The sequence below is a fragment of the Pantoea sp. EA-12 genome (assembly GCF_030053355.1).
Taxonomy (GTDB): Bacteria; Pseudomonadota; Gammaproteobacteria; order Enterobacterales; family Enterobacteriaceae; genus Pantoea; species Pantoea vagans_C.
Genome location: NZ_JASGBY010000004.1, coordinates 40,141 through 59,601 on the forward strand (window position 1 = coordinate 40,141; position 19,461 = coordinate 59,601).

Consider the following 19,461-nt stretch of genomic DNA (forward strand, 5'->3'; position numbering starts at 1 on the left):
TTAGCGCTTCGCTTCGCCGCCTAACGCTTCTACCAGATTACTGATCAACGCGGCCAGTTCGCTGGTCATCAGAATGAAATCGGCATCAAAGCGCTGCGCAAAGTCATCGCGGTCGATATCATCATTCTGTTCACGCAGCGTGTCGCTGAATTTCAGACGCTTAATGGACGCATCGTCCGCAATCACCAGTTGAATACGTTCCTGCCAGTCCAGCGCCAGTTTGGTGACCACTTTACCGGCTTCAATGTGGGTGGCGATCTCATCGGAGATCAGATCCTGCTTTTTACAGCGGATCACGCCGCCCTCTTCCAGAATCGCTTTCAACTCCGCTTCATCCATCAAGGCGAAACCGGCTGGCAGTTCGCCAGAGCGCACCCATTCGGTCAGCGTCAGCTCAATCGGATTCTCCAGCGTCAGCGGCACTACCGGCAGTGAACCGATGCTTTTGCGCAGCAGCGCTAAGGTGTCTTCTGCTTTTTTGGCGCTGGCGCAATCAACGATGATCAGGTTGTTAACGGTGTCGATCCACATGAAAGTCTGGCTAAAACGGCTGAATGCACGTGGCAGCAGGCTATGCAGCACTTCATCTTTCAGCGAGTCTTTCTCGGTTTTTTTCAGCTTGCGGCTCTGTTCTGCTTCCAGCTTGTCGATCTTGGCTTCCAGCGCCTGTTTTACCACCGGCGAGGGCAATATCTTCTGCTCGGTGCGTGCGCAAATCACAATCTGACCGTTGATTTCATGCGTCAGCGCTTCACCGCGGTTGCCCATCGGCGACACCCAACCGGTTTTCGCCATATCCTGACTGCCGCACGGCGAAAAGGTGAAGGCGTCGAGCTGTTTTTCCAGATCGTCTGCGGACAGCGGGATGTCACGATTCAGACGATAAACCATCATATTTTTAAACCACAACATCGGGATTCCTTACCGTGGGTGCGATCGGGCGCACAAGTCTCAAAGTCAGCGCGCATGATAGCGAAACATCGGATTGGTTTCATTGCCTTTCCCGATTCAGCCTTCTACTGTATCTGTCACCTGAACGAATAATGAGGAATAAATCGTGCGTATTGGGATTGATTTAGGCGGTACCAAGATTGAAGTGATTGCGCTCTCCGATCAGGGGCAAGAGCTGTTTCGCCACCGCGTCAATACCCCGCGCGATGACTACGCAGCCACCGTAAAGGCGATTGTCGATTTAGTCCTGCTGGCAGAAGAGAAAACCGGCGAAAAGGGCACGGTAGGCATCGGCATTCCGGGGACGATCTCGCCCTATACCCAGCGAGTGAAAAATGCCAACTCAACCTGGCTGAATGGTCAGCCGCTGGATAAGGATTTGGCGCAGGCGCTGAATCGTGACGTGCGCATTGCCAACGACGCGAATTGTTTAGCGGTTTCTGAAGCGGTGGATGGTGCTGGAGCAGGGCAGCCGCTGGTGTTTGCCGTGATTATTGGAACCGGGTCCGGCGCGGGCGTGGCGATTGGCGGTGAGTCGCGGATTGGTGGCAACGGTAACGCGGGCGAGTGGGGCCATAACCCACTACCATGGATGGACGAAGACGAGTTACGCCATCGTGCCGAAGTGCCATGTTATTGCGGCTTACAAGGCTGCATTGAGACCTTTGTCTCGGGCACCGGTTTCGCCATCGATTATCAGCGTTTGAGTGGCAAAACCTTGAAAGGAGCGGAGATCATTAAGTTGATTGAGCAGCAGGATCCCGTGGCAGAACTGGCGATGAGCCGTTACGAGATGCGTTTGGCGAAATCGCTGGCGCAGGTGGTGAATTTGCTCGATCCCGATGTGATCGTGCTGGGCGGCGGCATGAGCAACAACGACCGCCTCTACCAGACGGTGCCTGCCCTGATGAAGCAGTGGGTGTTTGGTCGCGAATGTGAAACGCCAGTGTTGAAAGCGGTTCACGGTGATTCCAGCGGCGTGCGCGGTGCGGCGTGGTTATGGCCGCTGAAGGGTTAGCGTGCGGCCTGATGCCCTCACCCCAGCCCTCTCCCACGGGAGAGGGAGACGCTGCTAAGGATAAATGACAGAGATGAATGAGGGCTGGATCAATCCCCTCTCCCGCTTGTGGGAGAGGGTTAGGGTGAGGGAAAATGTTACTCCCCCATCAACATTGCATCCTGTGGTGCGTTCTCACGCTGGGTCTTCGTGGCCAGGAAGTAAAGATATCCCACCACCATAATCGCCACGAACAGCCCGCCGATTACCGGGTTGAACCACAGCATGGCAATCAAACACACCAGTGACAGCACCAGCGCGATACCCGGGATAATGGGATAACCCGGCGCGCGGAAGCTACGTTCCATATCCGGTGCCGTGCGACGCAGCTTAAACAGGCTCAGCATGCTCATCAGGTACATCACGATGGCCCCGAACACCGCCATGGTGATCATCGCGGCTGTCAGTGTCATTCCCTGTAGGTTAATCAGCCCATCACTGTAGATCGCCGCGATGCCAATCACGCCACCCGCAATAATCGCGCGGTGCGGTGTCTGGAAACGTGACAACTTCGCCAGGCCTGGCGGCAGATAGCCGGCACGAGCCAGAGCAAAGAACTGGCGTGAATAACCAAGAATAATGCCGTGGAAGCTGGCGACCAGACCAAACAAACCAATCCATACCAGCATGTGCATCCAGTTTGAGTGCTCGCCCACGATCATCTTCATCGCCTGCGGCAGCGGATCGTTGATATCCGACAGCTTACGCCAGTCACCAGCGCCACCGGCCAGCAGCATCACACCAATCGCCAAGACCACCAGCGTCAAAATCCCGGTGATGTAGGCTTTTGGAATGGTGCGTTTCGGATCTTTCGCCTCTTCAGCGGCCATGGCAGCCCCTTCAATGGCGAGGAAGAACCAGATGGCAAACGGGATCGCGGCGAAGATGCCCGAGAGTGCAGGCATACCGAAATGATCGCTGCCTGCCCAGCCATTGGCGGCAAAGTTCGCGATACTAAAGCCCGGCGAGACCACGCCCATAAACACCAGCAGTTCGAGCACCGCCAGCACCGTGACCACCAACTCAAACATCGCGGCCAGCTTCACTCCGAGGATATTCAGCGTCATAAACACCAGGTAAGCGCCGACCGCTGCCGTTTTCGGGTTGAGGTCGGGATACTGCACATTGAGATACGCACCGATGGCCATGGCGATGGCCGGTGGGGCAAACACGAATTCAATTAACGTGGCCAGGCCAGCAATCAAGCCGCCGGTTTCACCAAAGGCGCGGCGGCTATAAGCAAACGGACCACCGGCATGCGGGATGGCGGTGGTCAGCTCGGTAAAGCTGAAAATGAAACAGGTGTACATGGTGGCGATCAGCGCGGTGGTGATGAGAAACCCCAGCGTACCCGCCACGCCCCAGCCATAACTCCAGCCAAAATACTCCCCGGAAATTACCAGACCAACCGCGATACCCCACAAATGCAGAGTGCCCAGCGTGGGTTTGAGCTTACTCGTCATAATCGTCTCCCCGTCGTGATTGTTATGCGGCGGCTGCACCGCGCTGTTTTGTTCTATGCACTACAGTGAATGGATAATGCCGCTGCCGGTGGCGGGAAAACTTGACGCGAGCGCAGTGAGTTTTGTCATCCACTGTCAACTTACAGGCAAAAAAAGTGCCAGATGCACGCTGCGGTCAACTTTGGGTTGTCTGCGGTCAAGCAGTCAGGACGAGGTCATCCCATGCTGATAACACTTGCTACCCTTGAGATTGATGCTGGAGATTGATGAATGAGCGCCGAACAAGCCGATACCCTTACCGACGTAGAAATCACCGTGCTGGCGCAGCAGGCGCTGGCCTGTTATCCCGCGCCATTGCAAGGCGAGTTGAAACTCCTGTGCCGTTCCGAAAACGCCACCTTCCTGCTGACGGCGGGTGGTCAACGTTATGCGCTGCGCCTGCATCGTCCTAACTATCACAGCAAAGCCGATATTCAGAGTGAGTTACTGTGGCTGGATGCGCTGCGTGATATTGGCATCATGGTACCGCAGGCCATTCCCGCCAAAGATGGCGAAACCGTGTTGTCGCTGAGCATGGCGGGAGGGGGCGTGCGTCATGCGGTGTTGTTCCACTGGATCGAAGGTGACATGCCGACCACCGATGTCGATCCCAAAGCGTTTCAGCAACTGGGTCACATCACCGCACGCTTGCATCAGCACAGCCGCAACTGGCAGAAACCCGCTGGTTTTCAGCGCATCATCTGGGATCATCACACCATGGTGAGCGATCACAGCCATTGGGGGCGCTGGCAGGATGCGCCTAACCTCAATCCAGCCGATCACGGCATCGTGGAGGAAGCGGTGGCACGTGTCGGGCAAGAGCTGCAAACCTTCGGCAAAGGCACCGATCGCTATGGCCTGATCCACGCCGATCTTCGTCTCACCAACCTGTTGTTGCACAAGGGTGAAACCCGAGTGATCGATTTTGATGACTGCGGCATGGGTTGGTACCTGCACGATCTGGCGGCGGCGATCAGCTTTGTCGAGCATCATCCACGTGCCGCTGAATGGGTTGATAACTGGATCCAGGGTTACGAGCGCGTCGCGCACATTAGCGATGAGGAGATGGCGCTGGTGCCAACGCTGCTGATTCAGCGCCGCATTCAAATGACCGCGTGGATGGGCACACACGCGGAGACGGAGATGGCGCAGAGCCTTGGGCCGCGCTGGGCCGATCACTCTGTGCGTCTGTGTCGCCGCTATCTGGAAACCAATCAGCTGCCAGTTGGGGTGTAGTTGCACCACGAATGATCAGTTATGCATCGTAGCGGCGCAATGTATTGCGAGATAGATCGCGCCGCTACAACGTCGTATCGAATTATTATCATTTTCCACGCCTGGTACGAAAATTGCTGGATCCCTCCCTATGTTCCACTCGCGCGTTCCTTGTGAGGTTCCCATGCAATCACTGATAACCCCTTCTGAAGCATTGAGCACGCTCTCGGCTCAGGCCAACAATCGCGGCGTGCTGGCGGCCGCTGCGACGGGTTTGAGCACTTTTATCACTGACAAGGGCGGTGATGTCGATCGTATCTTTGGCATCAGCGGGATTGATTCCGAACTGCTGGCGAGTCCCACGCTCAGCCTGGGATTGGTCAACTACTGCCGCGTGATGGAAGAGGCGGCGCGTCACTCAGGTTTTGATAACTTCGGTTTGCACTACGGCAGGCAGTTCAAACCGCAGTCATTAGGTCTGATTGGCTACATCGGGCTGTGCTCACCTACGCTTGAACAGGCGTTACATAACGTGGTGAACGCTTTTCCCTGGCATCAGCACGACACCCTGACACGACTGGTGGATAAAGGCGACTGCTGGAGACTGGATTATCAGGTGCGGCATGGTGCGATCCTTTCACGCCGCCAGGATGCCGAACTGACGCTGGGCATGTTCCTCAATCTGATTCGCCACGTAGCTGGGAAAAACTGGGCACCGCGCGAAGTGCATTTCGAGCACCCGCGCCCTGAGCAGTGGCATGAGCACTGCAAAGTGTTTGATGCACCGGTGTGGTTCGATCAACCCTTTAATTCGCTGCTGATCCCCAAACGTGACCTGCTGCGGGCCATGCCGGAACAGGACCCGATGCTGTTGATGGTGATGCAGGATGCGATTCGTCGTCTGAATAGCAATGCATCCGTTCAGAGCGTGGTGGAACAGGCGCGCTCACAGGTGAATTTGTCGCTGATGCAGGGCGAACCCGTATTGGAAGAGATCGCGGAGAAAATGGGCTTGTCGAGCTGGTCACTGCAACGGCGACTGCGTGAAGAGGGCATCAGTTTCACCGCGCTGGTGGACAAAGTGCGCTGCGAGATGGCGACGCACTATTTGCAGCAGAAGCAGCTACCGATTTCTGAAATGGCGCTTTTGCTGGGCTATTCCGAAGTCAGCGCCTTTTCCCGCGCCTTCCGCCGTTGGTTCGGCATCAGCCCGCGCCAGTGGCGGCAGGATGGGCTGGCGAGCTAGACTTATGGGGTGCAAAACCGAACCACGCCGGTTGCGTCCGATCCGGCGGGGGCGGTAAACCTTTCGACTGACCAATCAACTGCCAGGCGCGCAGGCACAGGGTTTCGTCACCTTGTGTTTGCGTCACCGCATAACGTCCGCTGTTTTGCCACTCCAACTGCACCAGACATTGTTGCCCCGCGTAACGTGCGGCGTCCTGAAACTGCCGATTAAGACGATGCTGCATCTCATCAGCCCATTTGCAGGATGCACTGCCGGGTTGAGTTTGCGGCTGGCAGAGGTTATCGACAGGGGCTGCGGGGGCAGGAGAAGTTGCGTGTTGGCAGGCGCTGAGCAGCGTCACTAACGCGAGCAAACCTGCGATGCGGATTAAGAAGTTCATTCATTTGGCTGCTGTTAAGGGAAGTTGCAGCCAGTTTATCTGGCGGGCAGGGGAATGCGCTATGGCATTGCTCTGACTCTTAACTTGCGTAATACATTGCGTAATGCTTGTCAGTTAAGCGACTGGTGTTAACGCCGTCTGGGGCCGCACCGGGGCCGGCGGTCCTCGCGCCGCTGCGCGGTACCTTCACTTCATTCGTCTGCCTTAACGGACCGGTGCCGATGGAACATCCCTGTTCCAGCGCCACCTTTCGCCCGCGTCCTGCGGGCTCTCCTGGCATACTCACGCCGTTCAGCGCTGCGGAATGCCTGCCCCGGTGCGGCCCCAGCCAGCTCATTAGCTTCAGTGCGGGTTGTCAAAAAGGGCACATTGTCTGAAGCCATGACGCCACTACGGCACCGCAGATTTTTTAACGGCGCGATTTATCGCGCTCCCTGGATTATTCCCCCGGCAATTCCAGCTTGCTGTAGCCCAGCCCGTTCATCTTACGCACCTTGATTTGCACCGGAATACGCTCTTTCATTGCCTCAACGTGGCTGATCACCCCGATGGTCTTACCGCTGGCGTTGAGCGCGTCCAAGGCATCCAGTGCAGTATCGAGGGTTTCGGCATCGAGGGTGCCGAAGCCCTCATCGAGGAACAGGGATTCGATGCGCGTTTTATGGCTGACCAGGTCGGACAAGGCCAACGCCAGTGCCAGACTCACCAGGAAGCTTTCGCCGCCTGACAGTGTTCGCGTGTCGCGGGTGGCATCGGCTTGCCAGGTATCGACCACTTCCAGCTCCAGCTCTTCACTGACGCGGCGTTGCAGCAGGTAGCGGCCGTGTAAACGGTCCAACTGGCGGTTCGCCAGCCACACCAGATGATCCAGCGTTAATCCCTGGGCGAAGCGGCGGAATTTGTCACCTTTGGCTGAACCGATTAAATCATTCAGTCGCCCAATCTGCGCCAGTGACACCTCATCATCTGCAATTTGTGTCAGCAAGGATTGCTGCTGCTGACGCTGTTGGGCATCGCTGTGAAGCTGCTGCTGCGCCTCACCCTGCTGGCGGGCATTCTCGCGCAGTGTCTGGCGCAGAGATGCCAACTGTTCAACCAGCCCGGCGGCAACTTCATCACTCAAGGTGGCAGGACGTTGCTGCTGATGGGCGGCAACACGCTGTGCCAACTGTTGGCGCAATGTCTGCTGCTGTTGGCGCTGTTGCTCCAGCGTTTGCAGGCGTTGGCGTAACTGCAGGAACGCCTGTTCATCCAGCAGCGCAGCCCGCAAGGCTGCTTCGTCACTAAAATCACTCTGCTGCAACGCGGTGAGGAACGCGTTTTCCGCCGTCTGCACCCGCGTCAGCATGCTCTGCTGTTGGCTGTCTATCTGTTCGCACTGTCCGTTGAGGCTGTGCAACAGGCTTTGCGCCTGCTGCCACTGTTGTAGGTGCTGCGCCAGATGCTGTTCGCTTTGCTGTAGCGCGGCATGTTGCTGCTGCCGGGCATCTGCAACCAAACGATCGCCAAACAGCTGATGGCGCTGCTGCTGCTGCTCGTTTTGCTGTTGTTGCAGGGTATGAAGAGTCTGCTGCAATGCATCCAGCTGTTGTTGTTCGCGTAACGAATTTTGTTGCAGGCTACCTTGCTCGCTCTCCGCTTTGGCTAATTGCGGTTGCAACTCGCTGAGTAATCTTTCGCTCTGCTGCCAGGCTTGCCAGCGCTGTTGTAGCGCTTCCAGCCACGGAGTACGCGCAGCGCGTTCGGGTAGCGCCAGCTGATGGGCTGCCAGTTGATGTTCCAACTGCAGTGCCAATTGCTGTGAGGCACTGCGTTCTTGCCCCTCACGCTGATTGAGCTCTTCAAGCGTTTGCTGCGCGCTTTGCAGCCGTTGCTGTGCCAGCTGCTGGGCATTTTGCTGATGTTGCAGCTGCTGCTGCTGAAGCAGATGAGCCTCTTTTGCCTGTTGCAGTGCCAGCGCCGCCTGTTCCCGTAGCTGGAGTTGCTGCTGCTGTGAGTTCTCCTGTGTGTCTTGCTGCTGCTGCCAGGCGGTGAAATCATCCTGCTGATCCAGCGTGAAGGTAAGTGCCAGCTCACTGCTCAAACGCTGCCACTGCTGGTTGGCGGTGGCAATCTGCTGGTCGAACTCATAGATCTCCTGCTGCAAAACCTGCTGCTGTTGTAGTGACAGTTTCTGCTGCTCGCCTTTGGCGGTGCCGTCCTCTCTGAGTTTGGCGACCAATGCTTCCTGTGCTGCCAGTCGCTGCTGGTTTTCACCGGGCTGCAGTTGCTGATATTGCGCGATGGCCGGATGCTGACAGGAGCCACACAACGGGCAGGGCTGGTCGGGTTGCAATTTGGCGCGCTCGTCGGCTAACTGCGCGATAGTGCGCTCAAGTTCGCAAATCTTGCGGATATCGAGCAGCGTTTGATTTTCACGCTTGTAGTCGTCACGCAGCGCCTGTAAAGCCGATTCCTGCTGCTGATGCTGCTGTTGCAGCTGCGCCAGTTTCTGTTGCCGCAGCTGGTGCTGCGGTTGCAGGGATTGCCAACGCGCCGCCAGCAGGCTGAGTTGCTGGCGGGCAGGGCGCTGCTGTTGATGTAGTGCCAGGGCTTCACGCAGTTGGATAGTCTGGGCCTCGGCTTCTAGCGAAGTGAGTGCCTGCTCCGCTTGTTGGCGTTGCTGGCTGGCTTGTGCTTCAGCCTGCTGCAAGGGGTGCAGCGCCTGCGCATGTTCGGTAATCGTCTGTTGCTGCTGTGAAAGCTGTGTGTGCTGCTGTTGCTGCTGGGCAGTAAGCTGTGTCAGCGACTGCTCGCGCTCTTCAAGACGTGCGATATCCGCCTGCCAGCTCGTCAGTTCCGTTCCCCAGTTGGCCACCGCCGCTTCGCGTTGACGGAAATCCTGCTGCTGCGCGAATTGCTGTTGTAAGCGTTCACTCGCTTGTTGATGCTGGCTCACCGCGGCCTGGCTCTGTTGTACCACCTGCTGTTGCTGGGTGTGCAGGCGTTGTTGATCGGCAATTTGCCGCGCACCGCTGGCAAGCTGTTGATCAAGCGGGATAACCTGTTCGGTCAGCAAGGTTTCCAGTTGCTGCTGGCCGGAAACGGTCTGCTCACGCGCCTGCTGCGCTGCCTGATACTGAGTTTCACCCTGCTGCAGCGCCGCCTGAGCCTTTTGCTGTTGGACATGTAACTGCTGAGCCTGCTGCATCAACGCCTGTTGATCACGCTGTAGCTGCTCGCGCTGCTGAAGCTTATCGCGCAGTTTTTCTGCCGGCTCGGCGCGTGACAAGCGTTGGCGATCCCCTTCGGCCTGCTGCCATGCGTGTTCAGCGCTCTGTCCTGCCTGCTCGGCCTGCTGCTGCTCTTGCGTCAGCTGTTGGGATTGCGTTAACCACTGCTGATGCTGTTGCGCTTGCTCCAGCTGTTCGCTGAGGGTTTTCTCCTCGGTGGCTAACGTGTGTAACTGTTGGCTGAGTTCATCGCGCCGAGCTTCATCCAGCAACAGCATACCGCCCGCGCGGGCGCGTAGCGTATCTAACTCGCTGCGTGCGGTGCGCCAGCGCTCGTAAATCTGCATCGAGATTTGCCCGTAGATTTCGGTGCCGGTGAGTTCTTCCAGCAACTCGGCGCGTTCTCCCGGTTTGGCATTCAGGAAGGCGGCAAACTGGCCCTGCGACAGCATCATCGAGCGGGTAAAGCGCGCGAAATCCAGCCCGGAGAGGGTTTCAATCGCTTTGAGTTTGTCACCAACTTTATCGGCAACAATTTGGTTATCAGCCACGCGCGCCAGTTCAACACGCGGCACCTGCAATTTGCCATCGGCCAGGCCGCGTGCGCGGTTTTGGCTCCAGAACGCGCGCCAGGCTTCACCTTTGATCTCAAACTCCACTTCAGCCAGGCACTCCGCGGTATCACGGGTGATCAGTTCATTTTGCGTCTGCGACAGCACACCGAGGCGCGGCGTCTGGTGATACAGCGCCAGACAAATCGCATCCAGCAGCGTGGTTTTGCCCGCGCCGGTGGCACCGGTAATGGCAAATAAACCGTTACTGGCAAAGGGCTCGCGGCGGAAATCAATAAACCACTCACCGCGCAGCGCATTGAGATTCTTAAAGCGTAACGTCAGAATTTTCATGCGGACGGGTTCTCCAGCGCGGCGAGGGTGGTGCGAAACAGTTGCGTCAGTTGATCGGCTTGTTCGGCATCCAGCTGATCCTCCTGCGCCAGACGGCGAGCAAACACCTCTTCCACTTTCAGCTCACTCAGGGTTTCATTGTCCATGCGTGCCAGGCTGCGCTGGCGCTGCTCACGGCTACGTCGCACCAGCAGCACTTCCACGGGCAGCGCTTCGGTGAGCTGTTCGACGCGACGCTGCAGGTCACTAAGATACTCTTGCGTGGTGATTTCAATATCCAGCCAGACCGGTTTTTCGCCGTCTCCCTCGCTGAATTGCGTCAGCTGTAACTCAATTTCCGCCATCGATCCTTTGAGCATCTGCATCGGCTGGAACAGCGGAATGGTGAGCGGTGTGACGGCGTCTAACTGGCGGCTGAAATCGAGCAGGAACACACTTTTATCGCGGCCCAGTTCATCAAAACTGAGTGGGATTGGCGAACCGCTGTAGCGGATATGCTCGCTATCGGCGATACGTTGCGCCCGATGGATATGGCCAAGCGCGATGTAATCGGCAGGGGGAAAAGCCTGCGCCGGGAAGGCATCCAGCGTGCCGATATAGATATCACGTACTGAATCGCTTTTGGTGACGCCCACGGTGGTGAGATGGCCGGTGGCGATGATAGGCAGTGGCTGATCGCCACGCTGTGTGAGGGCCGCCGCGTAACACTGCTGGTAGTGCTGCTCAATTGCCTCCAGCAGGGAGATTTGCTTTTCACGGCCTGATTGCCCGGCCTGACTGCGCAGAATATCCCGTGGACGCAGGTAAGGGATGGCGCACAGCAGCGCGCCCGGTGTGCCATCACGCTGCTTTAGCGTCAGCACCTGCTGCTCGCCTTGTGGCGTGGCGCTGGTGATCACGCGGGTATTCAGGCAGGCAAGAAGTTCACGCGACTCATTGAGGGTGGCAACGGAATCATGGTTTCCTGCCAACACTACCAACTCGCACCCTGTGGGCTGCAATGCCACCACAAAGCGGTTAAACATTTCACGCGCATAACTGGGTGGCGAACCGGTATCAAACAGGTCTCCGGCGACGATCAGTGCATCGACCTGATGCTGCTGAATCTGCTCCAGTAGCCAGTCAAGAAATGCCTGATGTTCGGCCGCGCGGCTTTTGCTGTAAAAGAACTGACCGAGATGCCAATCCGCCGTGTGTATGATGCGCATGAAAACTCCGTGCTTGGTTAAGCGAGCAAGAAGTATAACCTCTTCAGATCGCAAAGAAAAAAAAGCGCTAATCGTTGTCACATTTCTGTTTTTTAACTATTTATCATAGGTGGGGTTTTTCATAAAAGTGTCACAAAACTGACGCATAATGACGCCGCAAATCCCAGTGACAAGCCGTCACAACAGCAGGAGTTATAATGGCTAAGCGCATTTTGGTTGTGGAAGACGAAGCTCCCATCCGTGAAATGTTATGTTTCGTGCTGGAACAGAATGATTACCAGCCTATTGAGGCCGAGGACTATGACAGCGCGATTGGTAAGCTGATCGAGCCGTGGCCGGATTTGATTCTGCTGGACTGGATGTTGCCGGGTGGCAGCGGTATTCAGTTTATTAAACATTTGAAACGTGAAGCGATGACGCGCGACATCCCGGTGATGATGCTGACGGCGCGCGGTGAAGAAGAGGATCGCGTACGCGGTCTGGAAGTGGGTGCGGATGACTACATCACCAAACCTTTCTCACCGAAAGAGTTGATGGCGCGTATCAAAGCGGTGATGCGTCGTATCTCGCCGATGGCAGTGGAAGAGGTGATTGAGATGCAGGGCTTGAGCCTGGATCCCTCTTCGCATCGGGTGATGTCGGAGAGCACCCCGCTGGAAATGGGCCCGACGGAATATAAATTACTGCACTTCTTTATGACGCATCCGGAGCGTGTTTACAGCCGTGAGCAGCTGTTAAACCACGTTTGGGGCACCAACGTGTACGTCGAAGATCGTACGGTTGATGTGCATATCCGTCGTTTACGTAAAGCACTGGAAATTTCAGGTCACGATCGCATGGTTCAAACCGTACGCGGAACAGGGTATCGTTTCTCTGCCCGCTACTAAACGGAGTCTTTTACCGTGCTGGAACGACTCTCCTGGAAGAGATTAATGACCGAGCTGGCGCTGGTTTGCTTGCCTGCGCTGGTGCTCGGTCTGTTGTTCGGTTATCTGCCCTGGCTGCTGCTGATTGCCGTATCCAGCGTGCTGTTTTGGCACTTCAGAAACCTGATGCGTCTGTCGCACTGGTTGTGGGTTGATCGCTCCATGACGCCGCCTTCCGGGCGCGGTAGTTGGGAGCCGCTGTTTTACGGTCTGTACCAGATGCAACTGCGTAACCGACGTCGCCGTCGTGAACTCGGTAATCTGATAAAGCGTTTTCGCAGCGGTGCGGAATCGCTCCCCGATGCTGTGGTGTTGACCACCGAAGAGGGCACGATTTTCTGGTGCAACGGACTGGCTCAACAGCATTTGGGTTTGCGCTGGCCGGAGGATAACGGTCAGAACATCCTCAATTTGCTGCGCTATCCTGAGTTTTCTCGCTATATCCGTCAGCGCGATTTTAATAAGCCACTGACGCTGGTGCTCAACAACCAGCATCATATGGAGTTCCGCGTGATGCCCTACAGTGAAGGGCAGTGGCTGATGGTGGCGCGTGATGTGACCCAGATGCACCAGTTGGAAGGCGCGCGGCGTAATTTCTTCGCTAACGTCAGCCACGAACTGCGCACCCCGTTAACGGTGTTGCAGGGGTATCTGGAGATGATGGACGATGCGACAATGAACGAGCGCACGCGTGGCAAGGCACTGCACACCATGCAGGAGCAGACACGTCGTATGGATAGCCTGGTGAAACAATTACTGACGCTGTCGCGTATCGAAGCAGCACCGGCCATCGATTTGAAAGAGACCGTGGATGTGCCAGGTATGCTGCTGTTGTTGCAGCGTGAGGCTGAAACCCTGAGCCAGGGCCGTCACAGTATCCATTTCCACACTGATCCGCACCTCAAAGTGTTTGGTAATGATGAGCAGCTGCGGAGTGCCATTTCCAATTTGGTCTACAACGCGGTGAATCACACGCCAGATGGCACGCGTCTCGATATCAGCTGGCTGCGTACCAAAGAGGGCGCGCAGTTTAAGGTCTGTGATAACGGGCCGGGGATCAGTGAAGAGCATCTGCCACGTCTGACCGAGCGCTTCTATCGAGTGGATAAAGCCCGTTCACGCGCAACGGGCGGCAGCGGCCTGGGGCTGGCGATCGTGAAACATGCGTTGAGCCATCACAATGCGCGACTGGAGATCACCAGTATCCCGCATCAGGAAACCTGTTTTAGTTTTCTTCTTCCGCCACGGTTGATTGTGACAAAGGGAATCTACGAGAATGTGGCGCAGTAAACGCCACCGGATAACCTGATGAAATCGCTGTTGCTGTTCACTTTGCTGTTATGCTCTGCGCTGGCGCAGGGCCAACAAACCATGCTCACCGGCAATTTGAGCAGCGTGGGTTCCGATACCCTCGGCTATCTGATGACGCTGTGGGGCGAGGATTTTAGCCGTCAGTCACCTGGCGTTAACGTTCAGGTGCAGGCGGCGGGCTCCTCTACCGCGCCCACCGCGCTGGCGGCGGGTGCCGCCCAGTTGGGTGCCATGAGCCGCCCAATGCAGATTGATGAGCGCCAACTGTTCACCACACGCTATGGTTATCCTCCGCTGGCTGTACCCGTTGCCATGGATGCGCTGGTGGTGGTGGTGAATCAGGACAACCCGCTCCCCGATATCGACCAACCGCAACTCGATGCACTCTTCTCCGTGACCCGCTTATGTGGCGCGCACAGCGTACCGCAGCGCTGGGGCGATCTCGGATTGAATCAGGCTGACTGGGCAACACGCAGCATTCAGCGCTTTGGCCGTAACTCAGCCTCGGGCACCTGGGGATTCTTTAAACAACAGGCGCTGTGTAAAGGCGATTTTCGCGCTGACGTCGCGGAATTTCCGGGTTCGGCTGCCGTGGTGCAAGCGGTGGCGAGCACCCCCAACAGCATTGGCTATGCCAGCTTCGGTTTCCATCTGAGCGGCGTAAAAATGGTGCCGATCAAGACGGCCAGCGGCGCGAGCGTGATGCCCGATGCCGAATCCATTCGCAGCGGCCGCTATCCGTGGTCTCGTCCTCTCTATATTTATGTGAATAAAGCGCCGGGCAAACCCTTGCCGCCGCTGGTCAGTGCTTTCCTGCATCAGGTGTTATCACCAGCAGGGCAACGGCGCGTCACCGAAGCGGGCTATCTGCCGCTTTCCGAAAGCCAAATGGCGCAGGCACGCGCAGCCATTGAAGGAAATTGAAGCAGCAGTCGCCGATCATGAATTTTATTCACGTCACCTGAATTTTCTTCCATTGCCCTTTGAGGCATAGCGTGTCACTCTCATGGACATATAGCCGTCCAGATGGCTAAAAATAACCACGCGAAATTATACCCTGACGCAATTATGCGTTTAGCCAGGAGTGCACATGTCACATCATCATCCGTTCCGTGCCGATACCGTCGGCAGTTTTCTCCGTCCCGCGGCCATCAAGCAGGCGCGGGTGCAGTTTGCCAACGGTGAGATAACCGCGGAGCAGCTGCGTCAGGTGGAAGACACTGAGATCCGTCATGTGGTTGAACAGCAACGTGCCAACGGTTTGCAGGTGGTGACAGACGGTGAATTCCGTCGCGCATGGTGGCACTTCGACTTCTTTGGCGATCTACAGGGTGTTGAGCTGTTTGAAGCCGAGCAGGGCATTCAATTTAATGGCGTGCAGACCAAAGCGCACGGCGTCAAAGTCACTGGCAAAGTGGGTTTCAATCCCAATCACCCGATGCTGGAACACTTCCGTTTTCTGAAGAGCATTGCCGGTGATGCGGTGGCAAAAATGACCATTCCCAGCCCAAGCGTGCTGCACTTCCGCGGTGGGCGTAAGGTGATTGATGCCACCGTCTATCCTGATTTAAAAGAGTACTTCGCTGATTTGGCGCAGACCTATAAAGATGCGATCAGCGCGTTTTACGCCGAAGGCTGTCGCTTTCTGCAACTGGATGACACCGTGTGGGCCTATCTCTGCTCGGCCGATCAGCAGCAGCAGATCCGTGAACGTGGTGAAGATCCGCAAGAGTTGGCACGTATCTATGCCGAAGTGCTGAATAAAGCGCTGGAAGATAAACCTGCCGATCTGACCATTGGTTTGCATGTTTGTCGCGGTAACTTCCGTTCGACCTGGATCTCCGAAGGCGGCTATGAGCCAGTGGCGGAGATTCTGTTTGGTCAGGTCAATATCGATGCCTATTTCCTTGAGTATGACAACGAGCGCTCAGGCGGTTTTGAACCGCTGCGCTTTATCAAGCCGGGTCATCAGCAAGTGGTACTGGGTTTAATCACCACCAAAAACGGTGAGCTGGAAGATCCTGCTCAGGTGAAAGCCCGTCTGCAAGAAGCATCGCAGTTCGTCAGCCTTGACCAGATCTGCCTGAGCCCACAGTGTGGCTTTGCGTCGACCGAAGAGGGCAACAGCCTGACTGAAGCGCAGCAGTGGCAGAAGATTCGTCTGGTGGTCGATATCGCTAAACAAGTGTGGTGATGCTGTAAACTTGTGCAAACAGGCGCGTAAATCGCGCCTTTTGTGCATCCATAAGCCGATTTTTGCAAGGAGATCTCCCGCGATGCGGAAACTTTAAGCAAATCATCTGAGGTGTTTTACGCCTATCTCCCGCTGATTCACTGCTTTGTGTTACTTTGTTGCTATATCCTTCTGGTTTTCCGATCCCGTATTGCCTTTCTTCGCTATAAACGTTTTAATTTGCGCCGTTGTCGATTTATCCCTCTGCGAACAGAAGAAAAGTAGTTTAAATCACCTGCGCTTTAACGATTAGGCCCGCATAACGCACTGATTCCATCAGTTAAGCCCTTGTTTACGCGCATCCAGAGGACAACACGAACTCAACTTCCACCGCAACATCAGCTACAGGCAGTACAGAAGTTTATGACACATCGTTTAACCTCCAAGGATATCCTGGCGCTGGGCTTCATGACGTTTGCCCTGTTCGTTGGCGCAGGAAACATTATCTTTCCACCGATGGTGGGGATTCAGTCTGGCGAACACGTCTGGGTTGCCGCCTTTGGCTTTCTGATCACGGCTGTTGGCTTACCGGTGATGACCGTTATTGCCCTGGCACGTGTTGGCGGCGGCATTGATGCGCTGAGCTCACCGATTGGCAAGGCGGCAGGTCTGCTGTTAGCCACCGTTTGCTATCTGGCCGTGGGCCCGCTGTTCGCGACCCCGCGTACTGCGACCGTCTCCTTTGAAGTCGGGATTGCGCCATTGACCGGTGATGGCGCGCTGCCGCTGTTCATTTACAGCCTGATTTACTTTGCGCTGGTGATTGGTATTTCCCTGTATCCGGGCAAATTGCTGGACACCGTCGGTCATTTCCTCGCACCACTGAAGATTGTGGCGCTGACTATTCTGGGCGTGGCAGCACTGCTGTGGCCTGCGGGCGGTATTGCACCGGCGACAGCGGATTACCAGCGTGCTGCGTTTTCCAGCGGTTTCGTTAATGGTTACCTGACCATGGATACCTTGGGCGCACTGGTATTCGGTATCGTTATTGTGAATGCTGCGCGCTCTCGCGGTGTGGAAGATGCCAAATTGCTGACGCGTTACACTATGCTGGCGGGCGTGATCGCCGGTGTCGGCCTGACGCTGGTTTACCTCAGCCTGTTTAAACTGGGTTCCGGTAGTGCGGGCTTGGTCGATCAGAATGCGAACGGTGCGGCGATTCTGCACGCCTATGTGCAACAGACCTTCGGCGGCATGGGCAGCTTCTTCCTGGCGGCGCTGATTTTCGTGGCCTGTATGGTGACGGCTGTTGGCCTGACCTGCGCCTGTGCCGAATTTTTTGCGCAATACCTGCCATTGTCGTATAAGACGCTGGTATTTATTTTGGGTCTGTTCTCCATGGTGGTGTCGAACCTCGGCCTGAGCCATTTGATTCAGATTTCCATTCCGGTGCTGACGGCCATTTACCCGCCGTGCATCGTGCTGGTGGTGTTGAGTTTTACGTTGAAGTGGTGGAACAAAAGCACGCGTATCATCGCGCCAACCATGCTGGTGAGCCTGCTGTTTGGTATTGTGGATGCGATTAAAACCACTAACTTTGAAGATGTACTGCCGCTGTTTAGTCAGCATCTGCCGCTAGCGGATCAGGGACTTTCCTGGTTGCCGCCATCGCTGGTGATGCTGGTGATTGCTGCGGTGGTGGATCGCGCAAAAGGACGCGAACAGGTCGCTGTTCATCAGTAAGCAACATTGCTGTTAATTTCAACCACGGGCTTGCCCGTGGTTTTTCATTTTCAAGGTACAGGCGGTTATGCAAGAAACCAACAAGCTCAAACGCGGACTGAGCACGCGCCACATCCGGTTTATGGCACTGGGATCGGCGATTGGCACCGGGCTGTTTTACGGCTCGGCGGATGCGATCAAAATGGCGGGGCCCAGCGTGCTGCTGGCCTACATCATCGGCGGTGCCGTGGCGTATATCATCATGCGTGCGCTGGGTGAGATGTCAGTGAATAACCCGCAGGCCAGCTCTTTTTCGCGTTATGCGCAGGATTATCTCGGTCCACTGGCGGGATACATCACGGGCTGGACCTACTGTTTTGAAATCCTGATTGTGGCGATTGCTGACGTCACGGCGTTCGGCATCTACATGGGCGTGTGGTTCCCGGAAGTGCCGCACTGGATCTGGGTACTCAGCGTGGTGTTGATCATCGGCGGTATTAACCTGATGAGCGTGAAGGTGTTTGGCGAAGTGGAGTTTTGGTTCTCTTTCTTCAAAGTCGCCACCATCATCATCATGATTCTCGCCGGTTTCGGCATTATTTTCTGGGGCATCGGCAACGGCGGTCAGCCAACCGGTATTCACAATCTGTGGACCAATGGCGGTTTCTTCGCGCACGGTATCATCGGTATGCTGCTGTCACTGCAGATGGTGATGTTCGCTTACGGTGGCATTGAGATTATCGGGATCACGGCCGGTGAAGCGGAAGATCCTGCGAAGTCGATTCCTCGCGCTATCAACTCTGTACCGCTGCGTATTCTGGTGTTCTACGTGGGTACGCTGTTCGTCATTATGTCGATCTATCCCTGGAACCAGGTCGGTACGCAGGGCAGCCCGTTTGTGCTGACCTTCCAGCATCTCGGCATTGCGGCGGCGGCGTCCATTCTCAACTTTGTGGTGATCACCGCGTCCCTGTCGGCGATTAACAGCGATGTGTTTGGTGTCGGACGCATGCTGCACGGTATGGCGCAGCAGGGCCATGCGCCAAAAGTCTTCACCAACACCAGCGAGCGCGGTGCGCCGTGGGTGACAGTGGTGGTGATGATGGTGGCGTTGCTGATGGCGGTTTATCTCAACTATCTGATGCCAGAAAAAGTGTTCCTGGTGATCGCTTCGCTGGCGACCTTTGCCACGGTGTGGGTGTGGATCATGATTCTGCTGTCGCAGATTGCGTTCCGCCGCAAAATTGGTGCGCAGGAAGCCGGTAAGCTGCAGTTTGCCCTGCCTGGTGGCAGTGCAACAGCGTGGATCGGCGTGGCATTTCTGGTGTTTATCATCGCGCTGATTGGCTATTTCCCGGATACGCGTGTGTCACTGTACGCGGGCTTTGGCTGGATTGTGCTGCTGTTGCTGGCATGGCCACTGGTGAAGAAGCGCCAGGGTTGAAATTGACGGGTGTGTATCACGATGCACCTGCCTGAAGGTTGCCACAAGTGGCGTAATGCTCGTTAGTTAAGAACTCAGGCTGCTTTTTGATAAGTGGCCTTTCTTTTCTGTGCGGGCTCTGCCGCCACTACTGCCCCCTCTGGGCCGTCCTCGCGCCGCTGACGCGGTACCTTCGACTTCCACTTCGTGCCGGACGGACCGTTCGCG

General features: G+C 56.2%; 14 protein-coding genes. 9 read left to right on the plus strand and 5 right to left on the minus strand.

Features of this window, described 5'->3' with window-relative positions; genetic code table 11:
• Positions 1-912 carry a recombination-associated protein RdgC gene (gene rdgC, locus QMZ30_RS07370; protein ID WP_039334294.1) on the minus strand — a complete coding sequence of 304 codons (912 nt, stop codon included), beginning with the start codon at positions 910-912 and terminating at the stop codon, positions 1-3.
• Positions 913-1,057: 145 nt separating this feature from the next.
• Here rdgC and mak point away from each other — a divergent pair, with 145 nt between their 5' ends.
• Positions 1,058-1,969: a fructokinase gene (gene mak / locus QMZ30_RS07375; protein WP_039334291.1), complete on the plus strand. Its 912-nt coding sequence runs from the start codon at positions 1,058-1,060 to the stop codon at positions 1,967-1,969.
• A 137-nt stretch (positions 1,970-2,106) separates the two neighbouring features.
• On the opposite strand, the gene eat is transcribed toward mak, so the two are convergent.
• Complete coding sequence (gene eat / locus QMZ30_RS07380) at positions 2,107-3,471, minus strand: ethanolamine permease (RefSeq protein WP_039334289.1); 1,365 nt, start codon at positions 3,469-3,471, stop codon at positions 2,107-2,109.
• Positions 3,472-3,741: 270 nt separating this feature from the next.
• Here eat and QMZ30_RS07385 point away from each other — a divergent pair, with 270 nt between their 5' ends.
• Positions 3,742-4,746 (plus strand): phosphotransferase enzyme family protein, encoded by a 1,005-nt coding sequence (locus tag QMZ30_RS07385; protein ID WP_283226887.1) that lies wholly within the window; start codon positions 3,742-3,744, stop codon positions 4,744-4,746.
• A gap of 163 nt (positions 4,747-4,909) precedes the next feature.
• A complete protein-coding gene (gene qhpR / locus QMZ30_RS07390; RefSeq protein WP_283226888.1) occupies positions 4,910-5,971 on the plus strand; it encodes an AraC-like transcriptional regulator QhpR in 1,062 nt (353 codons plus the stop codon).
• Here the strand turns inward: qhpR and QMZ30_RS07395 are convergent.
• From QMZ30_RS07395 to sbcD, 3 genes are all read right to left on the minus strand, one after another.
• Positions 5,931-6,353, minus strand: a complete 423-nt coding sequence (locus tag QMZ30_RS07395) for a cell envelope integrity TolA C-terminal domain-containing protein (RefSeq protein ID WP_283226889.1) — start codon at positions 6,351-6,353, stop codon at positions 5,931-5,933. The genes qhpR and QMZ30_RS07395 overlap by 41 nt on opposite strands.
• Positions 6,354-6,792: 439 nt before the next feature.
• Positions 6,793-10,470 (minus strand): AAA family ATPase, encoded by a 3,678-nt coding sequence (locus tag QMZ30_RS07400; protein WP_283226890.1) that lies wholly within the window; start codon positions 10,468-10,470, stop codon positions 6,793-6,795.
• Positions 10,467-11,678, minus strand: coding sequence for an exonuclease subunit SbcD (gene sbcD / locus QMZ30_RS07405; RefSeq protein WP_283226891.1), 1,212 nt, complete (start codon positions 11,676-11,678; stop codon positions 10,467-10,469). Before sbcD ends, QMZ30_RS07400 begins: the two co-directional genes overlap by 4 nt.
• A gap of 197 nt (positions 11,679-11,875) precedes the next feature.
• On the opposite strand from sbcD, the gene phoB reads away from it, so the two are divergent.
• The 6 genes from phoB (at position 11,876) to proY (ending at position 19,254) form a co-directional block, all read left to right on the plus strand.
• On the plus strand, positions 11,876-12,565 hold the full coding sequence (gene phoB / locus QMZ30_RS07410; RefSeq protein WP_283226892.1) for a phosphate response regulator transcription factor PhoB: 690 nt from the start codon (positions 11,876-11,878) through the stop codon (positions 12,563-12,565).
• Between the two features lie 15 nt (positions 12,566-12,580).
• Complete coding sequence (phoR, locus tag QMZ30_RS07415) at positions 12,581-13,894, plus strand: phosphate regulon sensor histidine kinase PhoR (protein WP_283226893.1); 1,314 nt, start codon at positions 12,581-12,583, stop codon at positions 13,892-13,894.
• 18 nt (positions 13,895-13,912) lie between these two features.
• On the plus strand, positions 13,913-14,839 hold the full coding sequence (locus QMZ30_RS07420) for a PstS family phosphate ABC transporter substrate-binding protein (protein ID WP_283226894.1): 927 nt from the start codon (positions 13,913-13,915) through the stop codon (positions 14,837-14,839).
• Positions 14,840-15,005: 166 nt separating this feature from the next.
• Entirely contained in the window at positions 15,006-16,109 is a 1,104-nt protein-coding gene (locus tag QMZ30_RS07425; protein ID WP_283226895.1) for a cobalamin-independent methionine synthase II family protein, read from the plus strand.
• 402 nt (positions 16,110-16,511) lie between these two features.
• Positions 16,512-17,831 carry a branched-chain amino acid transporter carrier protein BrnQ gene (gene brnQ / locus QMZ30_RS07430; RefSeq protein WP_283226896.1) on the plus strand — a complete coding sequence of 440 codons (1,320 nt, stop codon included), beginning with the start codon at positions 16,512-16,514 and terminating at the stop codon, positions 17,829-17,831.
• A 67-nt stretch (positions 17,832-17,898) separates the two neighbouring features.
• Positions 17,899-19,254, plus strand: coding sequence for a proline-specific permease ProY (gene proY, locus QMZ30_RS07435; RefSeq protein ID WP_283226897.1), 1,356 nt, complete (start codon positions 17,899-17,901; stop codon positions 19,252-19,254).
• Positions 19,255-19,461 lie beyond the last annotated feature (207 nt).